Source organism: Leifsonia sp. McL0627, assembly GCF_058244615.1.
In genome coordinates this window covers 846,702-870,706 of the sequence record NZ_JBZCGM010000002.1, presented here as the reverse complement: position 1 = coordinate 870,706, position 24,005 = coordinate 846,702, and the positions used below count along the sequence as shown (strand labels likewise).

General features: G+C 70.3%; 23 protein-coding genes and 1 pseudogene. 13 read left to right on the top strand and 11 right to left on the bottom strand.

All coding sequences use genetic code 11. From position 1 onward, the window contains the following. Nucleotides 1-217: 217 nt before the first annotated feature. The 3 genes from AC37TH_RS04830 to AC37TH_RS04820 are packed head-to-tail and all read right to left on the bottom strand — an operon-like array spanning nt 218 to nt 3,357. Nucleotides 218-688, bottom strand: coding sequence for a GbsR/MarR family transcriptional regulator (locus tag AC37TH_RS04830; RefSeq protein WP_490763209.1), 471 nt, complete (start codon nt 686-688; stop codon nt 218-220). 39 nt (nt 689-727) lie between these two features. Continuing rightward, complete coding sequence (locus AC37TH_RS04825) at nt 728-2,437, bottom strand: ABC transporter permease (protein ID WP_490763208.1); 1,710 nt, start codon at nt 2,435-2,437, stop codon at nt 728-730. Continuing rightward, nucleotides 2,434-3,357 carry an ABC transporter ATP-binding protein gene (locus AC37TH_RS04820; RefSeq protein WP_490763207.1) on the bottom strand — a complete coding sequence of 308 codons (924 nt, stop codon included), beginning with the start codon at nt 3,355-3,357 and terminating at the stop codon, nt 2,434-2,436. The genes AC37TH_RS04825 and AC37TH_RS04820 overlap by 4 nt, the downstream gene beginning before the upstream one ends. Nucleotides 3,358-3,546: 189 nt before the next feature. Here AC37TH_RS04820 and AC37TH_RS04815 point away from each other — a divergent pair, with 189 nt between their 5' ends. Both AC37TH_RS04815 and AC37TH_RS04810 read left to right on the top strand, forming a co-directional pair. Further along, nucleotides 3,547-4,779 carry an MFS transporter gene (locus AC37TH_RS04815; RefSeq protein WP_490763206.1) on the top strand — a complete coding sequence of 411 codons (1,233 nt, stop codon included), beginning with the start codon at nt 3,547-3,549 and terminating at the stop codon, nt 4,777-4,779. Further along, nucleotides 4,776-6,110, top strand: coding sequence for an MATE family efflux transporter (locus AC37TH_RS04810; RefSeq protein ID WP_490763205.1), 1,335 nt, complete (start codon nt 4,776-4,778; stop codon nt 6,108-6,110). Before AC37TH_RS04815 ends, AC37TH_RS04810 begins: the two co-directional genes overlap by 4 nt. A gap of 105 nt (nt 6,111-6,215) precedes the next feature. Here AC37TH_RS04810 and AC37TH_RS04805 read toward each other — a convergent pair whose 3' ends face one another. Further along, nucleotides 6,216-7,424 (bottom strand): amidohydrolase, encoded by a 1,209-nt coding sequence (locus tag AC37TH_RS04805; protein WP_490763204.1) that lies wholly within the window; start codon nt 7,422-7,424, stop codon nt 6,216-6,218. Between the two features lie 52 nt (nt 7,425-7,476). Continuing rightward, the gene (locus tag AC37TH_RS04800) at nt 7,477-8,592 is read right to left on the bottom strand and encodes a LacI family DNA-binding transcriptional regulator (RefSeq protein ID WP_490763203.1); all 1,116 of its coding nucleotides are present in this window, start codon (nt 8,590-8,592) and stop codon (nt 7,477-7,479) included. Nucleotides 8,593-8,670: 78 nt separating this feature from the next. On the opposite strand from AC37TH_RS04800, the gene AC37TH_RS04795 reads away from it, so the two are divergent. Beyond that, nucleotides 8,671-9,948: an MFS transporter gene (locus tag AC37TH_RS04795; protein ID WP_490763202.1), complete on the top strand. Its 1,278-nt coding sequence runs from the start codon at nt 8,671-8,673 to the stop codon at nt 9,946-9,948. A 95-nt stretch (nt 9,949-10,043) separates the two neighbouring features. Here the strand turns inward: AC37TH_RS04795 and AC37TH_RS04790 are convergent, their stop codons facing one another. Beyond that, the gene (locus tag AC37TH_RS04790) at nt 10,044-11,090 is read right to left on the bottom strand and encodes a lactonase family protein (RefSeq protein ID WP_490763201.1); all 1,047 of its coding nucleotides are present in this window, start codon (nt 11,088-11,090) and stop codon (nt 10,044-10,046) included. Nucleotides 11,091-11,123: 33 nt separating this feature from the next. Between AC37TH_RS04790 and nucS the strand changes: the two genes are divergently transcribed. From nucS to AC37TH_RS04770, 4 genes are all read left to right on the top strand, one after another. Beyond that, a complete protein-coding gene (gene nucS / locus AC37TH_RS04785) occupies nt 11,124-11,819 on the top strand; it encodes an endonuclease NucS (protein ID WP_490763200.1) in 696 nt (231 codons plus the stop codon). Between the two features lie 27 nt (nt 11,820-11,846). After that, nucleotides 11,847-12,269, top strand: a complete 423-nt coding sequence (locus tag AC37TH_RS04780) for an SseB family protein (RefSeq protein WP_490763199.1) — start codon at nt 11,847-11,849, stop codon at nt 12,267-12,269. Nucleotides 12,270-12,306: 37 nt separating this feature from the next. Further along, nucleotides 12,307-12,984 (top strand): HAD hydrolase-like protein, encoded by a 678-nt coding sequence (locus tag AC37TH_RS04775; protein ID WP_490763198.1) that lies wholly within the window; start codon nt 12,307-12,309, stop codon nt 12,982-12,984. Between the two features lie 103 nt (nt 12,985-13,087). After that, nucleotides 13,088-13,498 carry a hypothetical protein gene (locus tag AC37TH_RS04770; protein WP_490763197.1) on the top strand — a complete coding sequence of 137 codons (411 nt, stop codon included), beginning with the start codon at nt 13,088-13,090 and terminating at the stop codon, nt 13,496-13,498. Nucleotides 13,499-13,608: 110 nt separating this feature from the next. Here the strand turns inward: AC37TH_RS04770 and AC37TH_RS04765 are convergent, their stop codons facing one another. Then, nucleotides 13,609-14,250, bottom strand: coding sequence for a PTS sugar transporter subunit IIA (locus AC37TH_RS04765; RefSeq protein ID WP_490763196.1), 642 nt, complete (start codon nt 14,248-14,250; stop codon nt 13,609-13,611). Between the two features lie 184 nt (nt 14,251-14,434). Beyond that, nucleotides 14,435-14,890: pseudogene (locus AC37TH_RS04760) on the bottom strand (PRD domain-containing protein); the annotation flags it as partial. 794 nt (nt 14,891-15,684) lie between these two features. On the opposite strand from AC37TH_RS04760, the gene AC37TH_RS04755 reads away from it, so the two are divergent. The 6 genes from AC37TH_RS04755 to AC37TH_RS04730 are packed head-to-tail and all read left to right on the top strand — an operon-like array spanning nt 15,685 to nt 21,126. After that, nucleotides 15,685-15,993 (top strand): PTS sugar transporter subunit IIB, encoded by a 309-nt coding sequence (locus AC37TH_RS04755; RefSeq protein WP_490763195.1) that lies wholly within the window; start codon nt 15,685-15,687, stop codon nt 15,991-15,993. 57 nt (nt 15,994-16,050) lie between these two features. Beyond that, entirely contained in the window at nt 16,051-16,317 is a 267-nt protein-coding gene (locus AC37TH_RS04750) for an HPr family phosphocarrier protein (RefSeq protein WP_490763194.1), read from the top strand. 2 nt (nt 16,318-16,319) lie between these two features. Then, complete coding sequence (gene ptsP / locus AC37TH_RS04745; RefSeq protein ID WP_490763193.1) at nt 16,320-18,002, top strand: phosphoenolpyruvate--protein phosphotransferase; 1,683 nt, start codon at nt 16,320-16,322, stop codon at nt 18,000-18,002. Nucleotides 18,003-18,026: 24 nt separating this feature from the next. Continuing rightward, on the top strand, nt 18,027-19,532 hold the full coding sequence (locus tag AC37TH_RS04740) for a PTS mannitol transporter subunit IIBC (protein ID WP_490763192.1): 1,506 nt from the start codon (nt 18,027-18,029) through the stop codon (nt 19,530-19,532). Continuing rightward, the gene (locus AC37TH_RS04735) at nt 19,529-19,966 is read left to right on the top strand and encodes a PTS mannitol transporter subunit IIA (RefSeq protein ID WP_490763191.1); all 438 of its coding nucleotides are present in this window, start codon (nt 19,529-19,531) and stop codon (nt 19,964-19,966) included. The genes AC37TH_RS04740 and AC37TH_RS04735 overlap by 4 nt, the downstream gene beginning before the upstream one ends. Continuing rightward, nucleotides 19,963-21,126 (top strand): mannitol-1-phosphate 5-dehydrogenase, encoded by a 1,164-nt coding sequence (locus AC37TH_RS04730; protein WP_490763190.1) that lies wholly within the window; start codon nt 19,963-19,965, stop codon nt 21,124-21,126. The genes AC37TH_RS04735 and AC37TH_RS04730 overlap by 4 nt, the downstream gene beginning before the upstream one ends. 128 nt (nt 21,127-21,254) lie before the next feature. Here AC37TH_RS04730 and AC37TH_RS04725 read toward each other — a convergent pair whose 3' ends face one another. Genes AC37TH_RS04725 through AC37TH_RS04715 form a run of 3 tightly spaced genes read right to left on the bottom strand, consistent with a single transcriptional unit; the run spans nt 21,255 to nt 24,003 of the window. Then, nucleotides 21,255-22,334, bottom strand: a complete 1,080-nt coding sequence (locus AC37TH_RS04725) for a hypothetical protein (RefSeq protein ID WP_490763189.1) — start codon at nt 22,332-22,334, stop codon at nt 21,255-21,257. After that, the gene (locus AC37TH_RS04720) at nt 22,334-22,933 is read right to left on the bottom strand and encodes an ATP-binding cassette domain-containing protein (RefSeq protein WP_490763188.1); all 600 of its coding nucleotides are present in this window, start codon (nt 22,931-22,933) and stop codon (nt 22,334-22,336) included. Before AC37TH_RS04720 ends, AC37TH_RS04725 begins: the two co-directional genes overlap by 1 nt. Continuing rightward, entirely contained in the window at nt 22,924-24,003 is a 1,080-nt protein-coding gene (locus AC37TH_RS04715) for a peptidoglycan-binding domain-containing protein (RefSeq protein ID WP_490763187.1), read from the bottom strand. The genes AC37TH_RS04720 and AC37TH_RS04715 overlap by 10 nt, the downstream gene beginning before the upstream one ends. Nucleotides 24,004-24,005: the final 2 nt, after the last annotated feature.

Genomic DNA, 24,005 nt, shown 5'->3' with positions numbered 1-24,005 from the left:
GGTGTAACCGCAGCCGACGCGTCAACGCGCGGCTTTCGCGCCGGAACTCCGAGGGAGTTGCCTCGCGAGAGGCGGTGGCGGACAGGTGGTCCGCGGTGGGAATCAGACCTTGTTCGCGGCGACGATGAGAGGAGCGTCAAGCCGAACGAAACGGTGTGTTCCTCGTCCAGTATAGCCGACGAGTCCGAAAAGAGGTCGGAAAGAGGTCGGGAAGTGCTCAGGAGCGGGCCGCGCGGACCTGTTCCCACTCGTCCAGGAGCTCAGGCAGACGGCGTTCGAGGAAGCGGTAGAAGCCCGCCATGTCGCGCAGGCGCTCCGTGGCCAGGGAGTCCGGATCGTCGACGGCGGCGATGCCGGCGTCTGCCTGCGTTGCAAGGACGGCGTAGACCGGCGACTGCCTGACCATGGATGCGTACCAGTCGCTCGGCAGTTCGTAGCGGTCGCGGCGGCTGGCGGCCTGGGATACCCGGCGGATGATACCGATGGTCTGCAGGTAGCGGACGGCTCCGGAGATGGCGGCGGGGCTCGCTCCGAGCACGTCGGCGAGCTCCGACGCGGTCATGCCGGGCTGCTCGGTGACGGTGAGAGCCATCAGGACGCGGCCGGGCATCTTGGGGAACCCGGCGGCGATGAGTACGGACGCGGCGTGTTCGCGCACATCGTTCAGGGCCCGCTCGTCTCTCGCCACCGGCTCATCCTTTCATTTCTCGGGCGGAATGCAGTGAAATCAGCCGATCGCGAAGTCTCTGCGGCGGATGAGCACAGCAGCCGCAGCGGTCGCGATCGCCGCGATCCCGAGCATCCAGTAGCCGCCCGTCCAGTCCGGTGTGCCCACCACCACGGGCGAGTGTGCGAACGGGGACAGGTCGTGCACCCACGTCGGCAGGCCGATCAGGCCGCCGAAGATGCCGATGAACGCGCCGAGGCCGAGCAGCGTCCAGCCGAGCGGGATCGTCCAGGTCGGCAGCACCACGAACACCAGGGCCAGGACGCCGAGATAGACGAGCGCGACGGGCAGTTGCGCGGCAGCGGCAGCGAACGAGTCGCCGATCCGCGCCGCGTCCTCCCCGGCCGAGACCGCGGCCAGTCCGGAGGCGATAGCAGCGGCCAGCAGGACCAGCACGATCGCGATCACCCCGACCAGCAGGAACTGCAGTAGCCAGCGCACCCGCGACAGCGGCGTCGACATCAACATCTCGGCCGCTCCCCCGGCCTCCTCCTGCCGCAGCCGGATGACGGCCTGGGTCGCGCAGGCGGCGGCGAGGACGCCGACGATGGAGAAGATCGCGGAGATGAAGACCTGCGTCATCGGCCCTGAACCGCCCGCGCCGATCTCGCCGACCGCTGTCCGGATGCTGCTGAGGCTCGGATCGTTGGCGATGGACGAGCTGACCACGCTGCCGAGCGCACCGGCGAGGAGACCGGTGAACAGGCCGCCGATGGTCCAGCCGAGGATGGTCGGCCACTGCAGCCGCCAGGCCAGGCCGAGCGGTCCGGACAGCATGGCCCGCGCGTCCCGTCGTCCGGCGCGCTCGGCGATCAGGCCCGCCCCGCTGTCGCGCGCGGACTGCAGCGCGAACACCACGGCCATCAGCACGGCGGCCAGGCCGAGCTGTAGCAGCAGCGGGCGCCAGTCGTTCGCGCCGTACGGGTCGAACTGCTCCCCCCAGCCGATCGGGCTCAGCCAGGTGGGCCACGCGCTCACGAGGTGGGTGCCGTCGGCGGTGACCGTGCCCGTCGCATCCCCGATGCCGCGCAGGATGTACGCGAGCACGACGATTGCGGAGGCGAAGCCGTTGGCGCCGCGGGAGGTCATCATGAGCTGCGAGAGCAGCAGACCGACCGCGAGGAACGAGATCCCTGCGCCGCCGACCGCAGCGCCCGCCGAGAACGAACCGGCGGCCGGAAGACCTGCCGCGATGAACCCGAGGCCGGTCGCGACGGCGAGCACGACGTTCGCCAGCACACCGTGGATGAGGGTGGCGACGGTCGGCAGGATGCGCGCGGCCGGGGTCGACGCGACGAGTTCTGCGCGTCCTGACTCCTCTTCCGCCCGCGAGTGCCGCACGGCAAGGAAGGTGCTCATCAGCCCGGCGAGCAGCGCCAGGAAGGTGAAGATCTCGAAGAACGTCACCGCCGCCAGCCCGGTGCCCTGCGGCAGCCCGCGCAGCATCAGGATGGAGGGGTTGGCGATGGCGAGCCGCATCAGCTCGACGCGACCCTTCGCATCCCCGTAGGTGTTGCTGATGCTGGCGGCGGAGAACGCGGCGAGCGCCGCGATGCCCACGATCCAGATGAGCAGCTGCCAGCGGTCCCTGCGGATGCGCTGGCGCAGCAGCACGGCCAGGATGCGGCCTCGACCCTGCTCGTTCGCCGCCGTGTGCTGGTGCGTCGCCGGTCCGGCCGAACGGCCCGTGGACTGCATTGCGGTGGTCATCGTTCGTTCGCCCCCGCGAGCTCGTCGCCGTAGTGGCGCAGGAACAGCTCCTCCAGCGATGGTGGCGCGACGGTCAGACCCTGCGTGTCCAGCTCGGCGAGGGCGGAGAGCACGCCGGACAGCGTGTCGCTGTCGGCGGTGAACCGCACCCGCCCTTCTGTGGTGTGCAGGTCGTGAGCGTGCGGGATGCGCGCGAGTTGCGCCTCCGACACCCCGTCGGCGGCGAACGAGACCTCGGTGCGGGTGAGGTGCCTCAGTTCGGTGAGCGTTCCGGACTCGACGGTCTTGCCCGCCCGGATGATGCTCACCCTGTCGCAGAGCTGCTCGACTTCGGAGAGGATGTGGCTCGACAGCAGCACGGTGGCGCCGTCTCGGGCGACCCTGGCGATCTCGGCGTTGAAGGTGGCCTCCATCAGCGGGTCGAGTCCGCTGGTCGGCTCGTCGAGGATGTAGAGGTCGGCTGGGGTGGCGAAGGCGGAGACGAGCGCGACCTTCTGCCTGTTGCCCTTGGAGTATGCGCGCCCCTTCTTTGACGGGTCGAGCTGGAAGACGTCGACGAGCCGCTTCTTGCGTTCGGCGTATGCCGCCTTGTCGGCCGTTCCGCCGCGCAGCCGAGCGAGGAGGTCGATCGCCTCACCGCCGGACAGGTTGGGCCAGAGGTTGACGTCGCCAGGCACGTACGCAATGCGCCGGTGGAGCTCCACCGCGTCCTTCCACGGCTCCCGGCCGAACAGGGCGGCGTGGCCGCCGCTGGCCTTGGCGAGACCGAGCAGGATGCGGATGGAGGTGGACTTCCCCGCGCCGTTCGGCCCGAGGAAACCGTGCACCTCGCCCGCCGTGACGGAGAGGTCGAGACCGTCGAGTGCACGCACCCGGCCGAACCGCTTTTCGAGGCCGATGGCCTCAATGACTGTGTCCATGACGTGTGACTTTACGCTTAATTCAGTAATTTGTGAATATTCCTAACGGAATCTATACGGGTGCACGCTTCGCCGCCGGTAGGTAGGGTGGCGGCATGATGACCTCGGCCCAGGAGGGCGAACTCGGCGAAGGAGAGACACGCGGGCGGTGAGCCCGCGCTTTTCCCTTTCACCGACAGGAGATCCATCATGTCTTTGCGCCTTCGCGCGCCCCGCTTCGCGCTGCTCGCGTTCGGGAACTTCAGCATCCTCGGCCTGCACGTCGGCGTGCACGCCGTGCAATTGGCGCCGCTCAGCGCATCCATCGGCCTCACGCCAGGGATGCTCGGGGCGGCCATCACGACGGCCGCCCTGGCCGGGGTCGTCACACTGTTCGCCGGGGGCCGGCTGGCCGACCGGCTGGGCAGTCGGCCGGTGCTGGTCGCCGGCTTCGGAGGGACGGCGGCCGGCTTCCTGCTGCTCGCCGTCGCCCATGACCTTCCAGGACTGTTCACCGGGATGGTCGTCTACGGGCTGTTCTCCAGCTTCATCGACCTCGGGGCGAACACGGTCGGCGCCGACGTCGAAGCGGTGAGCGGGCGGCACCTGATGACGTCGTTGCACGCCGGCTTCAGCGGGGGTGCGGCGGTCGGCGCGCTCGCGACGGCGCTCGCGCTGACGGCGGGGGTGGACTATCGGTCGGTGTACGTGGCGCTGGCGGTGGTGCTCGCGGCGGCAGGGGTGGTGGTCGCTGTCGTGGCGTTCCCCGAGGTGGAGGGGGCGCATCCGGATCCGGCGGCGGAGATACTGGATGCCACCCCTGTCTGGCGCATCCCGGCTGTGCTGTTCGCGATCGCGCTGGTGACGGTGACGTTCTTCGGGGATGGCGCGCTGGAGAGCTTCTTGGCGGTGTACCTGCGCGACACGCTCGGGTCGACGATCCTGCTGTCGGGGCTGGGGGTCGCTGCGTTCCACGCGGCGTCGCTGACCGGACGGCTGGTGTTCTCGCGCATCCTGGGCAGGCTCCGCGAGCGGAGGGTCGTGATCGGCGCCGGGCTGCTGGCGAGCGCCGGGACGGCGGTGGCGGTGCTCACGGGGAATCCGGTGGTGGCGGTGATCGGGCTGCTGGTGGTGGGGTTCGCCGTGTCTCCCATCGTGCCCGTGACGCTGTCGCTCGCCGCGCGGTCGGCGCCGGGACGCAGCGGGCGTGCCGTGGCGATGACGACCGCGGTCGGGTACACGGCGTTCATCGTCGGGCCGAGCGTGGTGGGCGCGGTGGCGACGGCCACCGACCTGCGGGTCGGGCTCGGGATGGTGGTGGCGAGCACGCTCGCGGTCGCCGTGCTCGGGTCGCGGTGGCCGGAGCGGCGGGTGCGCGGGGCGGGTGGCCCGGGCCGGGCGGCCGGGTCGGGCAAGGCGCACGGTAGCGTTGGGGCGTCGTGAAGTCATCCGCCGTCCGCCCGGTCGACCGGGACATCCTGCGCCTCGCCGTGCCCGCCCTCGGCGCGCTCGTCGCCGAGCCGATCTTCCTGCTGGCGGACTCGGCGATGGTCGGGCACCTCGGCGTCGCGTCACTCGCCGGGCTGGGGATCGCCAGCGCGATCCTGCAGACGATCGTCGGCCTGATGGTGTTCCTCGCATACAGCACGACCCCCGCCGTGGCCCGCCGCCTCGGCGCCGGCGACCTGCGCGGGGCCGTCGCCTCCGGCGTCGACGGGTGCTGGCTGGCGCTCGGGCTCGGCGTCGTCTTGGCGGTGGGCGGCTGGTTCGCGTCCCCCGCGCTGGTGAACCTGTTCGGCGCATCCGGTGCTGTCTCCGACGCTGCGACGAGCTACCTGGAAATCTCGATGCTCGGGCTCCCCGCGATGCTGCTGGTGTTCGCCGCGACCGGCCTGCTGCGCGGGTTGCAGGACACGAAGACGCCGCTGATCGTGGCGGTGGCCGGGTTCGCAGTCAACATCGTGCTCAACTACCTCTTCATCTACGTGGCGGGACTCGGCATCGCGGGGTCGGCGGTCGGGACGGTCGCCGCGCAGTGGGCGATGGCCGTGGTGTACCTCGCGATCGTGGTCGTCAACGCCCGCCGCGTCGGCGCCCCGCTGCTCCCCCACCACACGGGACTGACCAGCACGGCGCGCTCCGGCGGCTGGCTGCTGCTGCGCACGGCCAGCCTGCGCGCGGCGATGCTGCTCGCGGTGTTCGCCGCCACCAGACTCGGACCGGACGAGCTGGCCGCGTTCCAGGTGGCGATGACGGTGTTCGCGACGGTCGCGTTCGCCCTGGATGCGCTCGCCATCGCCGCGCAGGCGCTGGTCGGGAAGGGGCTGGGCTCCGGCGACCTGGCCGGGGTGCGCGCAGTGCTGCGGCGGTGCATCCAGTGGGGCATCGGCGCGGGGGTGGTGCTCGGGGCGGTGGTGTTGGTGACCAGCCCGATCGCGGCCGGGCTGTTCACTGGTGATGCGACGGTGGCCGCGCTGCTGCCGCCCGCGCTCGCGATCATCGGCGTCGGCGCGCCCCTCGGCGGGTATGTGTTCGTGCTCGACGGCGTGCTGATCGGGGCGGGCGACGCGCGGTATCTCGCCCTCACCGGACTGGCGAACGTCGCCGTGTTCGTTCCGCTGGCGGTGGCCGTTGTCGCGTGGGGAAGCCACGACGTCGCAGGGCTCGCCTGGCTCACGGCGGCGTTCGCGTTCGGGTACATCGGCGCGCGAGCGGTGACCTTGGGGCTGCGGGCACGCGGCAACCGGTGGATGCGCGCAGGCGCCACCGTCTGAGGGCGTTCTCACCGGCACGTCGCCGCGATCGCGGCCGGAACGGCTCGTGCGAAAAGTGCGGTCGCGGCATGCGGGACCGCACTTTTCGCACGAGTCGAGCGCGCGTCAGGCGAGCCAGGCGCGGGCCGCGACCACGAGGGCGCGCACGCCGGTGTCGATCGTCGGCTGCGCCAGCGGCGCGAAGTGCGGCGAGTGGTTCGATGGGATGTCGGTCTCGACCGTGCCGGCGGCGACGGCGGCCGCCACCGTCGCCGGGTCGCCGCCCCCGAGCATCCAGTAGACGAGCGGGACACCGGCCGCGGTCGCCAGGTTGCCGACGTCCTCGCTGCCGGACAGCGCACCAGGGTCGAAGATCCTGTCGCCGCCGAACTCCGCCGCGAACGCCGCGTTCACCCTGGCTGTCGCCTCCGGCTCGTTCACGGTCACCGGGTAGCGCTCCCCGTATTCGACCGTGGGCGCGACGACAGCTCCGGATGCGGCAGCCTCCGCCGCAATGATCCGCTCGACGGACGCGAGCACCCGCTCGCGCACCTCCTCGCTGAAACTGCGGACGCTGATCCCCAGGGTCGCCTCCGCGGCGATGATGTTGTTGGCCGTGCCGGCGTGCAGCGAGCCGACGGTGACGACGGACGTGTCCTGCGGGGCGACCTCGCGGGACACCACGGTCTGCAGGCGCATCACGGTCGCGGCCGCCATCACGATGGGGTCGATGGTCGTCTCCGGGCGCGAGCCGTGGCCGCCGCGGCCGCGCAGCGTGACCTGCATGGTGTCCACCGCCGCCATCGCGTTGCCGGAGTGGGCTCCGAGCATCCCGGCCGGCAGGGGCGTGACGTGCTGGCCGAGCACGATGTCCGGGGTCGGGACCTTGTCGTAGAGGCCGTCCTCGATCATCACCTGGGCGCCGCCGCCGTGCTCCTCCCCCGGCTGGAAGACGGCCACCAGGGTGCCGGACCAGGCGTCGCGGTCGGCGACCAGCTGCTCCACAGCGCCGAGCAGGCAGGTGATGTGGACGTCGTGGCCGCACGCGTGCATGACGGGGACGGTCGCTCCGGTGTGGTCGGTGGCGGTCTGGGTGGAGGCCCAGGCCAGACCGGTGTCCTCGAGAACGGGCAGCGCATCCATGTCGGCGCGCAGCAGCACGGTGGGTCCGTCGCCGTTGCGGAAGACCCCGGCGACGCCGGTGCCGCCGATGCCGGTGACGGCCTCGACGCCCAGCGCGGTCAGCGCGTCGGCGACGATTCCGGAGGTGCGGTGCTCTGCGAAGGAGAGCTCAGGGTGACTGTGCAGGTCGCGGTACAGGGCTTCGAGATCCATGACTCCACCCTATTCAGGTGCGAGCTGTTCCCCGTGCCGGGGCCGCCGCCGATCAAGCCGTGCGGGGCGCCGCCGTCGTGTTGCCGAGGTGGAACTCGCTGGTGAACGTCGCCGGATGCGCGACGGCGCCCTCCAGCATGTCCACGATCGCCACGCCCGCCGCCCGGCCCTTCTCGATGGCGGGCTGCACCATCGTCGTGAGGTCGTACGGCCAGAGCCCGTCGACGCGTGCCCCGTCGAAACCGACGACGCTGACATCGGCCGGCACATTCAGGCCCGCCTCCTCTGCGGCACGGATCACGCCGGCGGCGAGCAGGTCGCTCTGGGCGACGATGGCGGTCGGGCGGGTGGCCGGGTCGTCGAGCAGTGCGTGCCCGGCGATGCGGCCCTCCTCGACGAACGAGCCGCGCGTCACGTAGCCGCCGGCGTCGGGGAACACGTCGCGGACGCCCGCCAGGCGCTCAACGCTGGTGTTCGAACTCCCGGCGGCGATGCGCTCGGCCGTCAGAGGGCCGCGCGAGCGGTCGCGGGTGAGCGGGAGGGTCACGACGGCGACCTCGGTGTGGCCCAGGTCGGCGAGGTGCTGGGCGGCGAGACCGGACGCCGCGCGGTTGTCCTGGCCGATGGTGAGCACGTCGTCGGCCGGGTCGCCCTCGATCGCGACCAGCGGGATGCCGCGCTGGCGGAGCGTGGCGACCGACTCGTCGAGGCGGGGGCTGCAGCCGATCAGGACCACCGCATCCATCGGGGCGTCCTCGATGCGCTGAGCGGCCTGCCCGGCGTCGGTGAGGATGAGGAGGCCGGCGTCGATCGCGGCAATACCGTCGGAGATGCCGTCGAGGAGGGCGATCTTGATCGGGTCGCGGAACGCGTCGCCGACGCGCTCCTCCATGACGACGCCGACGATGCCGGAGCGGCCACGACGCAGCGAGCGCGCCCGGGGGTCGGGGCCCGCGTAGTTGAGCTGCTTGGCCGCGGCGAGGACGCGGTCGCGGGTGGCGTCGGAGACCGGGCCCGTCCCACTGAAGGCGAGGGAGGCGGTGGAGTTGGAGACACCGGCCAGGCGGGCGACCGCGGCGAGGGTGGGGCGGGTGACGGTGGGGGCGGCGTTGTCCGCAGTCGTCTCCGTGCTTTTTTCCGCTTCGGGGGTCGTGCTCGTGTCGTTCACGTGTGGTAGCTTAGTCGAATCGTTTCGATCGAATCGATTCGAGCACCATTTCGCCTCTCTCACCCGCAGGATCAACCCATGTCGCAGACGACCCCGATCAGCACCAGAAGCCCCCGCGAACTCCGCGCGTGGCGCAACGCGGTGTTCGTGATCTTCATCCTCAGCGGGCTGTCGATGGCCAGCTGGGTCGCCCGCATCCCCGGGGTGCGCGACGGTCTCGAACTCGGCAAGGACCCGTCGGCTGTCGGCCTGCTCATCCTCGGGATGTCGGTCGGCGCGATCGTCGGGCTCACCGCATCCTCGCCGGTGCTCATCCGGTTCGGCCCACACAAGGGAATGGTCGCCGGACTGTTCATCGTGTCGGTCGGGCTCGTGCTGATCGGCGTCGGCGCATCCATTGCCCATTCGGTGCCGCTGGTGGCGATCGGCCTCATCCTGCTTGGCTTCGGCAACGGGATGGTCGACGTGATGATGAACGTCGAAGGCACAGCCGTCGAACGCGAGATCGGCAAGACCCTGATGCCGTTGATGCACGCCTGCTTCAGCCTCGGGACGGTCATCGGCGCCGGCTTCGGAGCGGCGGCCGCTGCTCTCGGCATCGACGTGTCGTGGCACCTCATCGTGACGGCGGTCGTCGTTGCGGTCTCCATCGTGATCGCGGTGCGGTTCGTGCCGCGCGAGGCGAGCCTTGGCGACGAGGTGGCCGCGGACGCGCCCGCCGTGCCGTTCGGCGAACGGATGCGCGCCGGGCTGGCCGTATGGGCGGACTGGCGGCTCATCCTGATCGGCGTCGTGATGCTCGGGATGGCGTTCGGCGAGGGGTCGGCGAACGACTGGATCTCGCTCGCCGTCGTCGACGGACACGGGCAGAGCAACTCGACGGGCGCGATCGTGTTCGGCTTCTTCGTCGCCGCGATGACGCTCGGCCGGGTGCTCGGCGGACCCATCGTCGACCGCATCGGGCGCGTCCTCGCCATCCGGATCACCGCAGGACTCGGCGCGGCCGGACTGCTCGTCTTCATCCTGGGCGGGCCGCTCTGGGTGGTCGTCATCGGCACCGTGCTGTGGGGGTTCGGCGTCTCGCTCGGCTTCCCGCTCGGGATGTCGGCGGCGGCCGAGGGCTCTGCCAACCCGGCTGCGCGGGTCTCCGCGGTGGCGATCATCGGCTACTGCGCGTTCCTCGTCGGCCCTCCGGTGATCGGCTTCCTCGGCAAGGAGTTCGGCCTGCTCAACGCGCTGTACCTGGTGCTGGTCCTGCTGGTCGCGGCCTTCGTCGCCGCCGGCGCCGTGCGCCCGGCACGCACCCCTGCTCCCGCAGCGCCCACCCCTGCACCCGCCTCCGACCCCGCCGCCTGACCCGCGTCCCCAGATAATCGAGTCGGGACTTATGCACGGTCGCCCTCGGCGTGTCGCGTGCATAAGTCCCGACTCGATTATGTGGGGACGGGGGATTAGAGGAAGCGGAGGCAGACGGGGGTGGGGACCGGGGAGTCCGCGACGAAGGTGAGGGCGCGGGAGTCCGGGTCGAAAGCGAAGACGGAGACAGTGGCGCTGTCCTGATTGGCGGTGAGGACGCGGGTGCCGCCAGGGGCGACCACCAGATCGCGGGGCGCGCGGCCGTGCGCGGGGACCGCATCCACCAGGGCGAGCGTCGCGGACGACGCGTCGAACGCGAGCACGGCGACCGTGTCGTCGCCGCGGTTGGTGACGAACACCGTCCGGCCGTCGTCGGTCACCCGCACTGCGGCGGGGCCGTTGTCGCCGGAGGCGCCGTCGGGCCTGGTCGACGTCGACGACGCGACCACGAAACGGGCGCCGTCGCGGCGCAGCACGTCGACCGTGCTGTCGAGTTCGTTCACGACGAACGCGTGCCGTGCATCCGGAGCGAACACCAGGTGGCGGGGCCCGGCCGCACCGAGAACGATGGTCGACTGCGGTTTCAGCGTCAGCGACCCGTCGTCGCCGAACGCGTACCAGCGCACGTCGCCCAGCCCGAGGTCGACCACCACGAGGTCGCCGGTTTCCGGGTCGAAGCTCAGCTGATGGACGTGCGGGGCCTCCTGCCTCGCCGCGTCCGGCCCGCTGCCTTCGTGCTGCACGAACGCCGTCCGGCGGCCGAGCGAGCCGTCCTCGGCGAGAGCGAACACCGAGATCGAGCCGCCGCCATACGTGCCGGCGACGACGAACCGGCCGGACGGGTCGAGCGCCAGATGCGCGGGCGCTGCGCCCCCCGACGACTCGGTGGACAGCGCAGCCAGCGTCCCGTCGGCGGCGCGAGCGAACGCGACGACCGTGCCGTCCGGCTCCGTCTCGCCCACCGCGTACACGCGTGAGCCGTCCGCGGACACCGTCAGCCAGGACGGGTTGGGCGTCGCGGCGACGACCCGCACGCCCGTCACGGCCGTGCCGTCGAAGGTCGCCTGCAGGATGCCGTCGGCACGCCCGGAGACGTGCGGCAGGATTTCCGTATACGTTCCGAGGAGGAGTTCGCTGGTCATGTGCCCATCCTGCCAGCGCCGTAGGATGATCCGGTGCGTCTCGTCATTGCCCACTGCTCCGTCGACTACGCCGGTCGCTTGAGCGCGCACCTGCCGCTCGCGAACCGGCTCCTCATGCTCAAATCCGACGGCAGCCTGCTCGTCCACTCCGATGGAGGGTCGTACAAGCCGCTCAACTGGATGAGCCCGCCGTGCACGCTCAGCGTCATCGAGCCGGACGACACGCAACGGGATGCGGGCGTCACCGAGGTCTGGAAGGTCACCCAGGCGAAGACCGCCGACATGCTGGTCGTCTCCATCCACGAGGTGCTGCACGACTCCGCGCACGACCTCGGCGTCGACCCCGGCCTGCAGAAGGACGGCGTCGAAGCCCACCTGCAGAAGCTGCTCGCCGAGCAGATCCATCTTCTCGGCGACGGGCACACGCTGGTGCGCCGCGAGTACATGACCGCCATCGGGCCCGTCGACATCCTGGCCAGGGATGCGAACGGCGCCTCGGTCGCCGTCGAACTGAAACGACGCGGAGACATCGACGGCGTCGAGCAGCTCACCCGCTACCTGGAACTGATGAACCGCGATCCGCACCTCGCCCCTGTGCAGGGCGTGTTCGCCGCCCAGGAGATCAAACCGCAGGCGCGCACGCTCGCCGAGGACCGCGGCATCCGGTGCCTGGTGCTCGACTACGACGCGATGCGCGGGCTCGACGACAGCGACAGCAGGCTGTTCTGATGGCGGCGATCTGATGGCGGCGATCTGATGGCGCAGACTCCCCGTTTCCCGCAGAGCTACGAGAACGTCGCCGTCCGCACGGCGCTGACCGCCATCGCGGAAGAGCCGACCCTCGAGCACCTGGATGCGCTCCTCGCCGCCGCGGTGAAGGGCGGCCTGGTCGTCGACGTCACCGGCTCCACCCCGCAGGACACCCGCCTGCGCACGCTCACGTCGACCACCGGGGAGCCCGTGCTGCCCCTGTTCACGTCGATGAAGGCGCTGCGCGACGCCGTCGGCAGCACGGCGGAGGGTGCCGGGACGCAGGTGCAGGCCGTGATCGTCCCTGCGCTGGAGGCGCTCGGCTTCATCCGTTCGGCCGAGTTCGTGGCCGTGCAGTTCAATCCGGGCGCCGCACAGACCATGGTCGTCGCGCGCTCACACATCGAGTCAGCTCTCAGCGAGCACTGAGACATTTCTGAAATACCTCACATACCATAGGACCGCTATGACCAACCCGACCACCACCGTCACTCGCACCTGGACTTGCGTCCTGTTCGACCTCGACGGCACCATCACAGACTCCGCACCCGGCATCACCGCTTCGCTCGCCACCACGTTCGAGACCCTCGGCCTGCCCGTGCCCTCCCCCGCCCAGCTCGTCGAGTACGTCGGGCCTCCCCTGCTCGATTCGCTGCAGGAGTTCGCCGGCATGACCGAGCAGGAGGCGCGCGACGCCCTGACGATCTACCGCGCCGACTACCACGAGAACGGCGCGTTCGACTCGGCCGTGTTCCCCGGCATCCGGGGGCTGCTCACGCGGCTGCACGCCGCCGGCATCCCCATCGCCGTTGCGACGAGCAAGCCGGAGCTGGCGGCCACGCGCATCCTGGAGCACTTCGAGCTGGCGCAGTACTTCGACGTCATCACCGGCGCCTCCGAGGACGAGACGCTCAGCGCCAAGGCCGACGTGGTCGCCGAGGCGCTCCGCCGCCTGACGGCGCAGGGCGTCGACCTCGCGCACACCGTGATGGTGGGCGACCGAGCGTTCGACGTCGAGGGCGCGAGCGAGAACGGGCTGCCGACCATCCTGGTGGAGTGGGGCTACGGCTCCCCCGCCGAGGCTGCTGGCGCCATCGCGGTCGTGCACTCGAGCGACCAGCTCAGCGCGCTGCTGCTCGGCTAGCTGCCGCTGTTCCCGTTCTGCCGTGGGCAGATCGGCTGTCGGTTCCGGCGAGTAAGCTAAATCCTTGCAAATCCGGACACTCATACAGCACTAGGAATCAGACATGCAGTCACGCACCAAACTCATCGTTCCGGCCGTCATCGCGGCGGCACTCACCATCGGTTCCCTCGCCGGCTGCGCCAGCGGCAGCGGGAACGACTCGTCCTCCACCCCGACGGCCTCCGCGACCGCCGCGGCGTCGGCTGAGCTTCCTTCGGACTTCCCGAAGAGCGACGTCCCGCTCGTCGACGGCATCGTCATCGTCGCCCGCGGCGACAAGGAGAACGGCTGGTCCGTCACGGTCCAGCCGAAGAACACGACCGGCTTCGCCGACGCGAAGGCCGCCCTGACCAAGGCCGGATACACGGTCCAGTCCGGCGCGACCGACAGCAGGGCCGTGCTCACCAACGACAAGTACACGGTCGCCATCGGCACCCCCGGCGTCTCGGTCACGTACACCGTCACCGCCAACTAGTCGCCGCGCCCCCGCGCGCATCCATCGAGTCCGGACTTATGCACGCTCGCCCCGGCGAGTCGCGTGCATAAGTCCGGACTCGATTGCGTGGGGACGGCGGGAGGGACGGGTCAGGAGTCGATGATGCGGACGAGCTCGTCGATGAAGGCCGGGAACGTGTCGGCGCGGCGGATGAGGCCCTGCACGGCCTCGCGGTCGGAGAAGACCTCGACGAACTGGTCGAAGACCGTCTGGAACGAACTGCGGCCGTCGGCGTCGAAAGCGATGAACGCGATAACGTTCACCCGCGCATCCCCCCAGTCCATCGCCGTGTCGTTGAGCACGATCGCAATGGCCGTCCGCTTGGCGCTCATCGTCATCGCGTGCGGGACGGCCAGCGAGTCGGTGAACGCCGTGGACGACATGTGCTCGCGCTCGATCGTCTTGTCGACGTAATCCTGGTCGATCGCCCCCACCGCGATCATCCTGTCGCCGAGCGCCCTGATCATCGCGATCGGGTCGCGGGCGTAGAAGTTCCGCAGGAACAGGCCGTCGTCGAAGTATTCGAGCAGGTCGTTCTTGATCCGCGCGCGACGACGCTGACGCCGGATGCGCGCGATGGCCTGCCGGGTGCGCTCGATGTCGTTCTCGGTGAGGAACGGCTGCACGATCACCGTGTTCTCGCGCCGCCCGCGCGGCTCGATGGTGCTGAGCACCAGGTCGGCGTCGATCGCGTCCCAGTCGGCCTCGGTCGAGGTGATCACGCTGGTCACGTCGAGCTCGTCGCCGAGCGCGCTCTTCCAGCCGCTCCCGCAACAGGATGTGCATGTCGTAGTAGTTGGGGCAGATGACCGCGCAGGTGACCGCATCCCGTCGCCGGGACTGCTGTTCCAGGTAGGCGCCGACGTGCATCGCGATGTAGGCGATCTCGTCGTCATTGACCACGATGTCCTCCGCGGTCTGCAGGCGGCTGGCGATGTAGACAGCCAGCTCGTAGATCATCGGGTACGAACTCTTGATCGACCGGGTGAGCGGGTTGCGCGAGTACGACTTCTCGTGGGCGCGCGCCACCAGGTTCTGCACGTGCAGGGTGAGCCGCACGATGAAGTTCTCGTCGCGCAGATCCACCAGGTACTCCGTGGATGCGCGGGCCACGATCCCGCGGACCACCGCCAGGTCGTCCTCGCTCACGAATTCGGCGACAGTGTCGCTGCCCGCGCCGGGCGCGATCACCCTGGTGCGCAGCAGGATGGCCAGGTAGCGCAGCTCGGTCGGGTCGAGCACGACGTCGAAGTGCGCGGTGACGAGCGTGCCGAGGTCGTCGGCCAGCGACCGGATGGTCTCGCTCACCTCAGGGTCGGCGGCGGCCGGAAGCACGCGGTCCTTGGCGACGCGGTCGAGGGCGACGGCCATGTGCAACAGCACGTCGTTGATCCCGTACTCGTTGACGAAGAAGCCCCGCGCGTCCAGCATCTCCACCAGGTCGGACTTGAAGCTCGCCAGCCCCTGGGAGGCGAACGCCTCCTGGATGCGCGCGATGTCGACGACGCCCTGCCGCATCTCGTCGCGGAACAGGCGGCTGAGCAGCTTGCGCCTGGCGATCTCCGGCCCGGCCAGCTGCACGACGACGCCGTGCCTGGTCAGCGTGAGCTCGGTGTCGGCGAGGAGGCCGCGCATCCTGGTCAGGTCGGACTCGATGGTGGAGTCGCTGACGAACAGGCTCTCGGCCGTCTCGTAGACGTCGATGCCGTCCGGTTCGTCGAGCAGGCGGCGCACCAGGAAGACGAGCCGCTCCTGCGGGGAGTCGGCGGCGTCGCCCGCCACGGCGCCGGAGGCCTCGTCTTCGATGCGCCTGTCGTATGCGGCACGATCGAGCCGGTATCCGCTGGGGCCGGACTCCACCAGGTCTTTCAGCGCGGCGGTGTAGCTGCGGACGCTGCGGGTGGTCACGCCGAGTTCGCTCGCGAGCTCCGCCGCCGTCACCCAGGCAGCACGGCGCGCGAGGATGTCCAGCATCCTCGTCTGCTTCGCCGAGAGAGCCACAGCGACCACCTTTCCACACGAGTCAACCACCCAGTGCCCCGCCGGCGCCCGCTCCCCTGCGATCTTTCCGCACGGGAGGAAGAAACGCTGCTGGAACAGGCGCCGGATGCGGACCAGCATCGAAGAAGCTCCATCCGCACCATCTCGAAAGGCAAGGCAGATCAATGAAGATCCTGGTCGTCTGCGGCGCGGGCGCGTCGAGTACGTTCGTCGCCCTGAAGCTGCGCACCGCCGCTGCCGCACGCGGCGTCGACGCGACGGTGGTCGCGGGGAGCGCCAGCCAGCTCGCCGCCTACGACGGCGTGGACGTCGTCCTCGTCGGTGCGCACCTCGCACTGGACGTTGCTGCCCTGCGTGAACTCGCCGCCGCATCCGGTGCCGCCGTCGCCGTGCTGCCCGGCGTCTCTCCTGCTGCAATCGACGGCTCTGCCGCGCTCGACCTGGCACTCGGCGCGAAAGCAGCGGCACTATGAGTAGCACGAGGAGAGGCCGGGAAGGGTTCCCGTGCCGGATCGAAGGAGCACACCATCATGGCTGAGCGGATCATCACTGTCGGATCGACCCACGGGCTGCACGCGCGCCCGGCGAAACTGTTCGTGGAGGCGGTCGGCAAGTCCGGCGCAGCGGTGAAGCTGACCAAGGAGGGCGGCAAGACCGTCGACGCCGGCAGCATCCTGGGCGTCATCTCCCTGGGCATCGACCACGGGGACAAGATCGTCCTCACCACGGACGCGGCGAACGGCGAGGCCGTGCTCGACGACCTGGCCGAGATCCTCGCCACGGACCACGACGCCTGATCATGTCCGACACCACGACTGACGTCCTCACCGGAGCCGGTATCGGCCAGGGCATCGCCATCGGCCGCGTCCTCCGGATGTCCGACCCGCTGCCGGAGCCCGCCCAGACGCCGAGCGCCGTCACCCCCGACGAGGAGCGCGCACGCTTCGCGTCCGCCGTCTCCACTGTCGCCGCCGACCTGCGCGACCGCGCCTCCAGGGTCGCAGGAACCGCAGCCGACGTGCTCGAAGCGCAGTCGATGATGGCGGAGGACTCCACGCTCGCCGGAGACGTCTCCGAGCGGATCGGCACCGGCACGACCGCCGAGCGCGCCGTTTTCGAGGGCTTCGCGGTGTTCCGCGACATGCTGATCGGCCTCGGCGGGTACATGGGCGAGCGCGCCACCGACCTCGACGACGTCGCCCAGCGCGTCATCGCCGCCCTCGCCGGCCGTCCGGCCCCCGGCGTCCCGGAGTCGGACACCCCGTACATCCTGGTCGCCCACGACCTCGCTCCGGCGGACACGGCGCTCCTCGACCTGACCAAAGTCCTCGGCCTGGTGACGCGCGAGGGCGGTCCGACGTCGCACACCGCGATCCTGGCGCGCGAGAAAGCGATCGTCGCCATCGTGGGCGTCGCGGGTGCTGACGCACTCACCGACGGCACCGAGATCGCCGTGGACGCCGCCTCCGGAACCGTCACCGTCGCTCCGGACGCCGAGCGCCGTGCCGAGGTCGAGGCCCGCATCGCCGAGCGCGACGCCGCCCTCAGCGGCGGCACGGAGCCCGGCTCCCTCGCCGACGGCACCGCCATCCCGCTGCTCGCCAACCTCGGCTCGGCCGACGGAGCGCAGAGCGCTGTGGATGCAGGGGCCGAGGGTGTCGGCCTGTTCCGCACCGAGTTCCTCTTCCTCGACCAGCGCATGGCCCCGACCGTCGAGCAGCAGCGCGCGGAGTACATCCGGCTGCTGTCGGCGTTCCCCGGCCAGAAGGTCGTCGCCCGCGTGCTCGACGCCGGAGCGGACAAGCCGCTCGAATTCCTCAACGACGCACACGAGGACAACCCGGCGCTCGGTCTCCGCGGCCTGCGCGCTCTCCGCGCCAACGAAGACCTCCTGCGCGAACAGCTCACCGCCCTCGCCGAAGCCGACGCGGCCACCGACGCCGACCTCTGGGTCATGGCTCCGATGGTCGCCACGGTCGAGGAGACCCGGTATTTCGTGCAGCTCGCCACCGAGTTCGGCCTGAAGACGGTCGGCGTGATGATCGAGATCCCGTCGGCCGCGCTGACCGCCGACCGCATCCTGCGCGAGTCGGCGTTCGCCTCCATCGGAACGAACGACCTCACTCAGTACACACTCGCCGCCGACCGTCTGCTCGGCTCGGTGGCCGGGTTCCAGGACCCGTGGCACCCCGCCGTGCTCCGCCTGATCGGCGAAGTCGGCCAGGCGGGACGCGAACTCGGCAAGCCGGTCGGCATCTGCGGAGAGGCGGCGGCGGACCCGCTGCTGGCCGTCGTGCTCATCGGCCTCGGAGCCACCACCCTCTCGATGTCGCCGGCCGCGATCGCCGACGTTCGGATGTCCATCAAACGCTTCACCCCCGACCAGGCGCAGCGCCTGGCCGAGGTGGCCATCGCCGCCGATGGCGCGGCAGAAGCCCGGGATGCGGTTCGCGCCGCCATCGCCGGGGATCCTCCTCAGTAACCCCGACAGAAACGAGGCACCACAATGTCCACGGCGTCAGAGACGACGACACCGAAGGGGACGAGCGCACGGGTTCACGTGCAACGGTTCGGAACCTTCCTCTCGAACATGGTCATGCCCAACATCGCGGCGTTCATCGCCTGGGGCATCGTCACCGCACTCTTCATCGCGCAGGGTCCGTTCCCCAACAAGGACATCGCGAGCCTCGTCGGCCCGATGATCACCTACCTGCTGCCGCTGCTCCTCGCGAACACCGGCGGACGGCTGGTGTACGGGGTGCGCGGCGGCGTTGTCGGCACGATCGCCGCCATGGGCGTCATCGTCGGCACCGACATCCCGATGTTCATCGGCGCGATGATCATGGGACCGCTCGGCGGCTACCTGATGAAGCAGGTCGACAGGATCTGGGACGGCAAGATCAAGGCCGGCTTCGAGATGCTGGTCAACAACTTCTCCGCCGGTATCCTCGGCTTCCTGCTGGCGATCGGTGGGTTCTTCGGGATCGCGCCGCTGGTAGAAGGGCTGAGCAAGGCGCTCGAAGCCGGAGTGAACTGGCTGGTGAGCATCCACCTGCTGCCGCTGGTCAGCATCCTGGTCGAGCCCGGCAAGGTGCTGTTCCTCAACAACGCCATCAACCACGGTGTCTTCACACCGATCGGCGCCATCCAGGCGGAGCAATCCGGCAAGTCGATCCTGTTCCTGATCGAGACGAACCCCGGCCCCGGCCTCGGCATCCTGCTCGCGTTCTCGTTCTTCGGCCTCGGCGCCGCCCGCGCCAGCGCTCCCGGAGCGATCATCATCCAGTTCTTCGGCGGCATCCACGAGATCTACTTCCCGTATGTGCTGATGAAGCCCATCCTGATCATCGGCGCGGTGCTCGGCGGCATGACCGGTGTGGCGATCAACGTGGCGTTCGGCACAGGATTGAGAGCGCCGGCCGCGCCAGGGTCGATCTTCGCGATTCTCGGCCAGGCGCCGGTGAACAACATGTTCGGCATCGTGCTCGCCATCATCGGAGCGGCTGCGGTCTCGTTCGCCTTCGCCGCCGTCGTCCTCCGGGCGACCCGCAGACGGGACATCGCCAGCGGCACGGGCGGCGACCTCGCCTCCGCCGTCGCACAGACCTCGGCCAACAAGGGCAAGGAGTCTTCCGTGCTCGGCAGCCTCGTCGGCGAAGGCGAGCACGACACCGCGGATGCACAGGGCGACGCAACCGATCGGCTCGTGCGGAACATCGTGTTCGCCTGCGACGCCGGCATGGGGTCGAGCGCGATGGGCGCCTCGGTGCTGCGGAACAAGATCAAGAAGGCGGGCGTCGAAGGCGTCACGGTGACCAACGAGGCCATCAGCAACCTCGACGGCACGGCCGACCTGGTGATCACGCAGCAGCAGCTCACCGACCGGGCGAAGGGACAGTCGCCAGACTCGCTCCACGTCTCGGTCGACAACTTCATGAACAGCCCGCGCTATGACGAGGTCGTCGACCTCGTCAAGACGCAACAGAACAGCACGGAGGACGCGAACAAATGACCGACACCATTCTCGACAGGGCGAACGTCGTCGCCGCGGGGACCGCATCCACGAGGGACGACGCCATCCGTGAGGCCGGCGCGCTGCTGGTGAACGCCGGAGCGGTCGAACCGGCCTACGTCGACTCGATGCACGACAGGGAGAACACGGTCTCCACGTTCATGGGCAACGGCCTGGCGATCCCGCACGGCACCAACGAGTCCAAGGACGAGATCAAGCGCTCGGCGCTGTCGTTCATCCGGTACGCCTCCCCGATCGACTGGGGCGGCGAGGAGGTGCGGTTCGTGGTCGGCATCGCCGGGCAGAACAACGAGCACCTGGAGATCCTGTCGAAGATCGCGATCCTCTTCTCGGAGGACGACGACGTGCAGCAGCTTCTGGATGCGCCGGATGCGGACGCGCTGTTCGCCCTGCTCGGAGACGTGAACGAATGAAAGCCGTCCACTTCGGTGCCGGCAACATCGGCCGCGGCTTCGTGGGGCTCCTGCTCCACGAAGCCGGGTACGAGGTGGTCTTCGCTGACGTCAACGCCGAGCTGATCGGCGCGCTCGCGGCGGCGGACTCGTATCGTGTGCACGAGGTGGGCGAGCAGTCGAAGACGACCGTGGTCGACAGCTTCCGTGCCATCGACAGTGCGAAGGACGAGGCGGCCCTGATCGCCGAGATCGCGACGGCCGACATCGTCACCACGGCGGTCGGCCCGCGCATCCTGCGATTCGTCGCTCCGGTGATCGCGGCCGGACTGGCCGCCCGCGCCGACGACGCGCCCCGCCTGGCCGTGCTCGCCTGCGAGAACGCGATCGGGGCGACCGACCTGCTCGCCGCCGAACTGATGGACGGCCTGCCGGACGACGAGACCAGGGAGGCGCTGGCGGCCAAGGCGATCTTCGCCAACACCGCCGTCGACCGCATCGTCCCCGCCCAGGACCCGGATGCCGGGATCGACGTGACCGTCGAGGCGTTCTTCGAGTGGGCGGTGGACCGCAGCCCGTTCGCTGGTGCGGAGCCGCGCATCCCCGGCGCACACTTCGTGGACTCGCTCGCTCCGTACATCGAGCGCAAGCTGTTCACGGTGAACACGGGCCATGCCACGGTCGCGTACACGGGCTTCCTCGCGGGGGCGAAGACGATCAGCGAGGCCATCGCGATCCCGTCGGTGCGCGCGGCGGCCGAGGCGGCGCTGGAGGAGACGTCGGCGGCGCTGGCTGCCAAGCACGGGCTCGACCCGGCCGACCTGGCCGCGTACCGGGCGAAGATCCTGGAGCGCTTCACGAACCCGTACCTGGTCGACGACGTCACTCGCGTCGGCCGCGAGCCGCTGCGCAAGCTCGGCCGCGACGACCGGTTCATCGGCCCGGCGTCCGACTACGTGGAGTACACGGGCGGCATCCCGGATGCGCTGCTCGCTGCGGTCGGCGCCGCCCTGCGCTTCGATGTGCCGGACGACACGCAGAGCGTGGAGCTGCAGCAGCTTCTCCGCGAAGCGACGGCGGAGGACATCGTGGCCGAGATCACCGGCGTCGCCCCCGGCGAGGCGCTGTATGCGCCGCTGGTCGCCACCGTCCGCCGCGTGCAGGAGTCGCCAGTACGCTGACGCCCCTCCCGAGCCCGCGACCCATCGAGTGGTCCCGAATGGCCGCAAGCGCAAAGTGCGCACGGCAATTCGGGACCACTCGATGCGTTTGCGGGCGGGATGGGGGCAGAGCGGGAGCCGGGGCAGGGTCAGCGGCGTTTGAAGTAGACGAAGAGCTGCTTCTCGCGGGCGAGAAGCACACCGGCGACGGAGCCGCCGGCAGCCGCCGCCGCTCCGGCGACGACGACCCTTGCGCCGAGAGCAGACAGTGCAGGCAGAGCATCCGGACCGCCGACGGTGACGATCAGCACCGCGATCGCACCGGTCGCCCACAGCGCGGCGAACCCGGCCCACACCGCCGTCTCGATGACGAGCTGTGCGGCCAGGTCGCCAGGGTGCACACCGCTGTGCCGTGCTGCGGCGAACTCCAGCCGCCTCCGCCAGGCGGCGAAGAACGCCAGGCTCACAGCGATCACCGTCGCCGTCGCCGTCGCGAAGCGGGTGACCCTGACATCGAAGCGGTCGGCCCCGTCGAACTGCGCCCCGAGTGTGGCGTTGAGCTGCTGCAGCTGCGGCGGCCGCGAATCGGCCTCGCCGGCGCCGGAACGCACAGTCGTCGGGAGGAGACGTTCGACGGTCGCGGACTGCGGCCATACCTCGACCCAGCACTGGTCGAACGCGCGCGCGTCGCTCGTCGGCATCAGGATCGCGTAGCCGAGTCCAGGGGTCCGGCCGTCGTCGGCGTAGTCGTAGACGCCTCCGACGACGGTCGAGCCCTCGCGCATCGTCAGCGCATCCCCGGGCCGGGAACCGAGCGTCGAAGCAACCTCGGCCGACACCAGCACCCCAGCAGCCGGGTGCGCGCCGCCGAGCGAGTCGAACCCGCCGAAGCGCGGGCTGACCGCGAACGCCGGGATGCGCGAACCGGGAAGCCGGTCGACCGTCACCTTGTCCGCCGCCCGGAGCGCTCCCGCCGCGCGCACCCCCTCCACGTCTGCGAGACTCTCGCAGGCCGCGCCGTCGATCCGTCCGTCGGCGACGTACACGATCGTCGCAGCACCGGATGCGCGGTAGCGGCGCCCCTCGGACTGCAACGCGGCGACGCTGGTCACCTCTACGGCGGCGAGCGCCACCAGCACGACGCAGAGCACGAGCCCGAACACACCGCCGCGGGTCGTGCCGGAGCGCAGATTGAGCAGAGCTTCCGTGATGATCGAGACGGGACGCATCAGTGGGCCGACAGGTCGATGGCCGCCGTGCACGCATCCCTGGTGCGTGCGTCGTGCGTCGCGACGACGATGATCGTGCCGTCCTCCGCCAGGGTGGACAGCGCCCGGTTGACCGCGTCGGACGAGGTCGTGTCGAGTTGGGCGGTCGGCTCGTCCACCAGCAGCAGGTCGGGGGCGGCCGCCATCCCGCGCGCGAGCATGAGCCGTTGCGCCTCCCCGCCGGACAGCTGGTGGAACGGGGCCGTGGCGACGGCGCCCAGTCCGACGCGGTCCAGGCGCTCCCGCGCCTCCTCCCGTGCCGGAGCGTGCAGCATCCCGCGCGCGAGCAACGGCAGCGCGACGTGATCTTCCGCCGTCCGCCCCGCGACGCCGTGCGGGTTCTGGAAGACCCACGCGATGGAACGCACGCCCTCGCGTCGCACAGCGCCTGCCGTCGGCTCCGTCCACCCCGCCAGGATGCTCAGCAGTGTGCTCTTGCCGGAACCGGACGGGCCGGTGAGCGCGTAGACATGATTCGGCCTGAGCGTGAACGTCACGCCCGCGAACAGCGGCGCAGAACCGGCGAAGCTGTGCGTGAGGCCGGTGACCTCTACCTGCACGACGGAGCACCTCGCACGCCGAGGTCGACGCGGGCGACGGTGGCCTTCTCGGCGAGCTGGACGAATGTCTTGCCCAGCTGCGACCCGACCATCCGCACCGCGTGCGGCGTCTCCCCGCTCAGGATGCACGCTTCGTCCCCCGTGATCGCGTACAGCGCGCCGGGCGGGACGACGAGCGTCGCGACCGGCTCGGCCAGCCGGAACTCGACCGAGACGGTGACGGTGTTGTCGGCGTTCCCTGCATCCTGCTGACCGTTCGCCGGCCCGATGCCGAGCGCGGAGCGGTACGAAGCAGTGTCGGCGAGCAGACGCAGTGACTCACTGTCGGCGACGACGCCCCGCTCATCCACGGGGATCCTGGCATCGTCGACGGCCAGCTCCCGCACGCCTGGAACGAGGTCGGTGGGGACTTCGGGCACGGAGGCGGACGCGACCGCGCGCGTGAGGGTGGCGAGCGGGTCGCCCGCCACCATCTGATCCCCCACCTGCGCGTCGCAGGACACGGCGGTGACCACGGGCGCTGGAAGCCACACGAACAGGTCGGCCGGTGCGGCCTGCCATGCCGCCGATGCATGACCCAGCCCCTTGGCGAGTGCGCGGACGGCGTCGAGGGTGCCCCGGCCGAACTTTCCGTCCGCGACCACGTCGTGCCCGAGACGCGCGAGCTCCGCTTGCAGTGCCGAGACGTCCGGCCCGGTGTCGCCGACCACGAGATCCCGCCACAGCGGCTGTCCCGTCGCCAGCAAAACGAGGGGTTCGTCGTTGACGGAGACCGCAGATGTGCCGGACACCAGCTCGCCTCCTCCGGTGCAGGCCAGGGCGGTCACGCGTCCGTCGCGCGGCAGCGCGAGGGTGCGTTGCGCACCGGAAACGACGGCGAGACTCACCTGCCGCCCATCGGCGAACTTCTGCGCAGCGACAGGAACCGAACCGGCGCCTGTGGAGCGCGCGATGTCTGCCGGCGTGCTCGCCGGGGCGATGGCGACCCCGATCGAGACGCCGACGCTCAAGGTCGCGACACCGACGGCCACCAGGAGCGAGACGCGGCCGGGGAGACGGCGTGGCGGCATGG

Coding starts and splice junctions, on each gene's coding strand:
- AC37TH_RS04825 (WP_490763208.1), bottom strand. CDS start 2,437: ATGACCACCGCAATGCAGTCCACGGGCCGTTCGGCCGGACCGGCGACG.
- AC37TH_RS04820 (WP_490763207.1), bottom strand. CDS start 3,357: ATGGACACAGTCATTGAGGCCATCGGCCTCGAAAAGCGGTTCGGCCGG.
- AC37TH_RS04815 (WP_490763206.1), top strand. CDS start 3,547: ATGTCTTTGCGCCTTCGCGCGCCCCGCTTCGCGCTGCTCGCGTTCGGG.
- AC37TH_RS04805 (WP_490763204.1), bottom strand. CDS start 7,424: ATGGATCTCGAAGCCCTGTACCGCGACCTGCACAGTCACCCTGAGCTC.
- AC37TH_RS04795 (WP_490763202.1), top strand. CDS start 8,671: ATGTCGCAGACGACCCCGATCAGCACCAGAAGCCCCCGCGAACTCCGC.
- AC37TH_RS04790 (WP_490763201.1), bottom strand. CDS start 11,090: ATGACCAGCGAACTCCTCCTCGGAACGTATACGGAAATCCTGCCGCAC.
- AC37TH_RS04780 (WP_490763199.1), top strand. CDS start 11,847: ATGGCGCAGACTCCCCGTTTCCCGCAGAGCTACGAGAACGTCGCCGTC.
- AC37TH_RS04775 (WP_490763198.1), top strand. CDS start 12,307: ATGACCAACCCGACCACCACCGTCACTCGCACCTGGACTTGCGTCCTG.
- AC37TH_RS04770 (WP_490763197.1), top strand. CDS start 13,088: ATGCAGTCACGCACCAAACTCATCGTTCCGGCCGTCATCGCGGCGGCA.
- AC37TH_RS04755 (WP_490763195.1), top strand. CDS start 15,685: ATGAAGATCCTGGTCGTCTGCGGCGCGGGCGCGTCGAGTACGTTCGTC.
- AC37TH_RS04750 (WP_490763194.1), top strand. CDS start 16,051: ATGGCTGAGCGGATCATCACTGTCGGATCGACCCACGGGCTGCACGCG.
- ptsP (WP_490763193.1), top strand. CDS start 16,320: ATGTCCGACACCACGACTGACGTCCTCACCGGAGCCGGTATCGGCCAG.
- AC37TH_RS04740 (WP_490763192.1), top strand. CDS start 18,027: ATGTCCACGGCGTCAGAGACGACGACACCGAAGGGGACGAGCGCACGG.
- AC37TH_RS04735 (WP_490763191.1), top strand. CDS start 19,529: ATGACCGACACCATTCTCGACAGGGCGAACGTCGTCGCCGCGGGGACC.
- AC37TH_RS04730 (WP_490763190.1), top strand. CDS start 19,963: ATGAAAGCCGTCCACTTCGGTGCCGGCAACATCGGCCGCGGCTTCGTG.
- AC37TH_RS04725 (WP_490763189.1), bottom strand. CDS start 22,334: ATGCGTCCCGTCTCGATCATCACGGAAGCTCTGCTCAATCTGCGCTCC.
- AC37TH_RS04715 (WP_490763187.1), bottom strand. CDS start 24,003: ATGCCGCCACGCCGTCTCCCCGGCCGCGTCTCGCTCCTGGTGGCCGTC.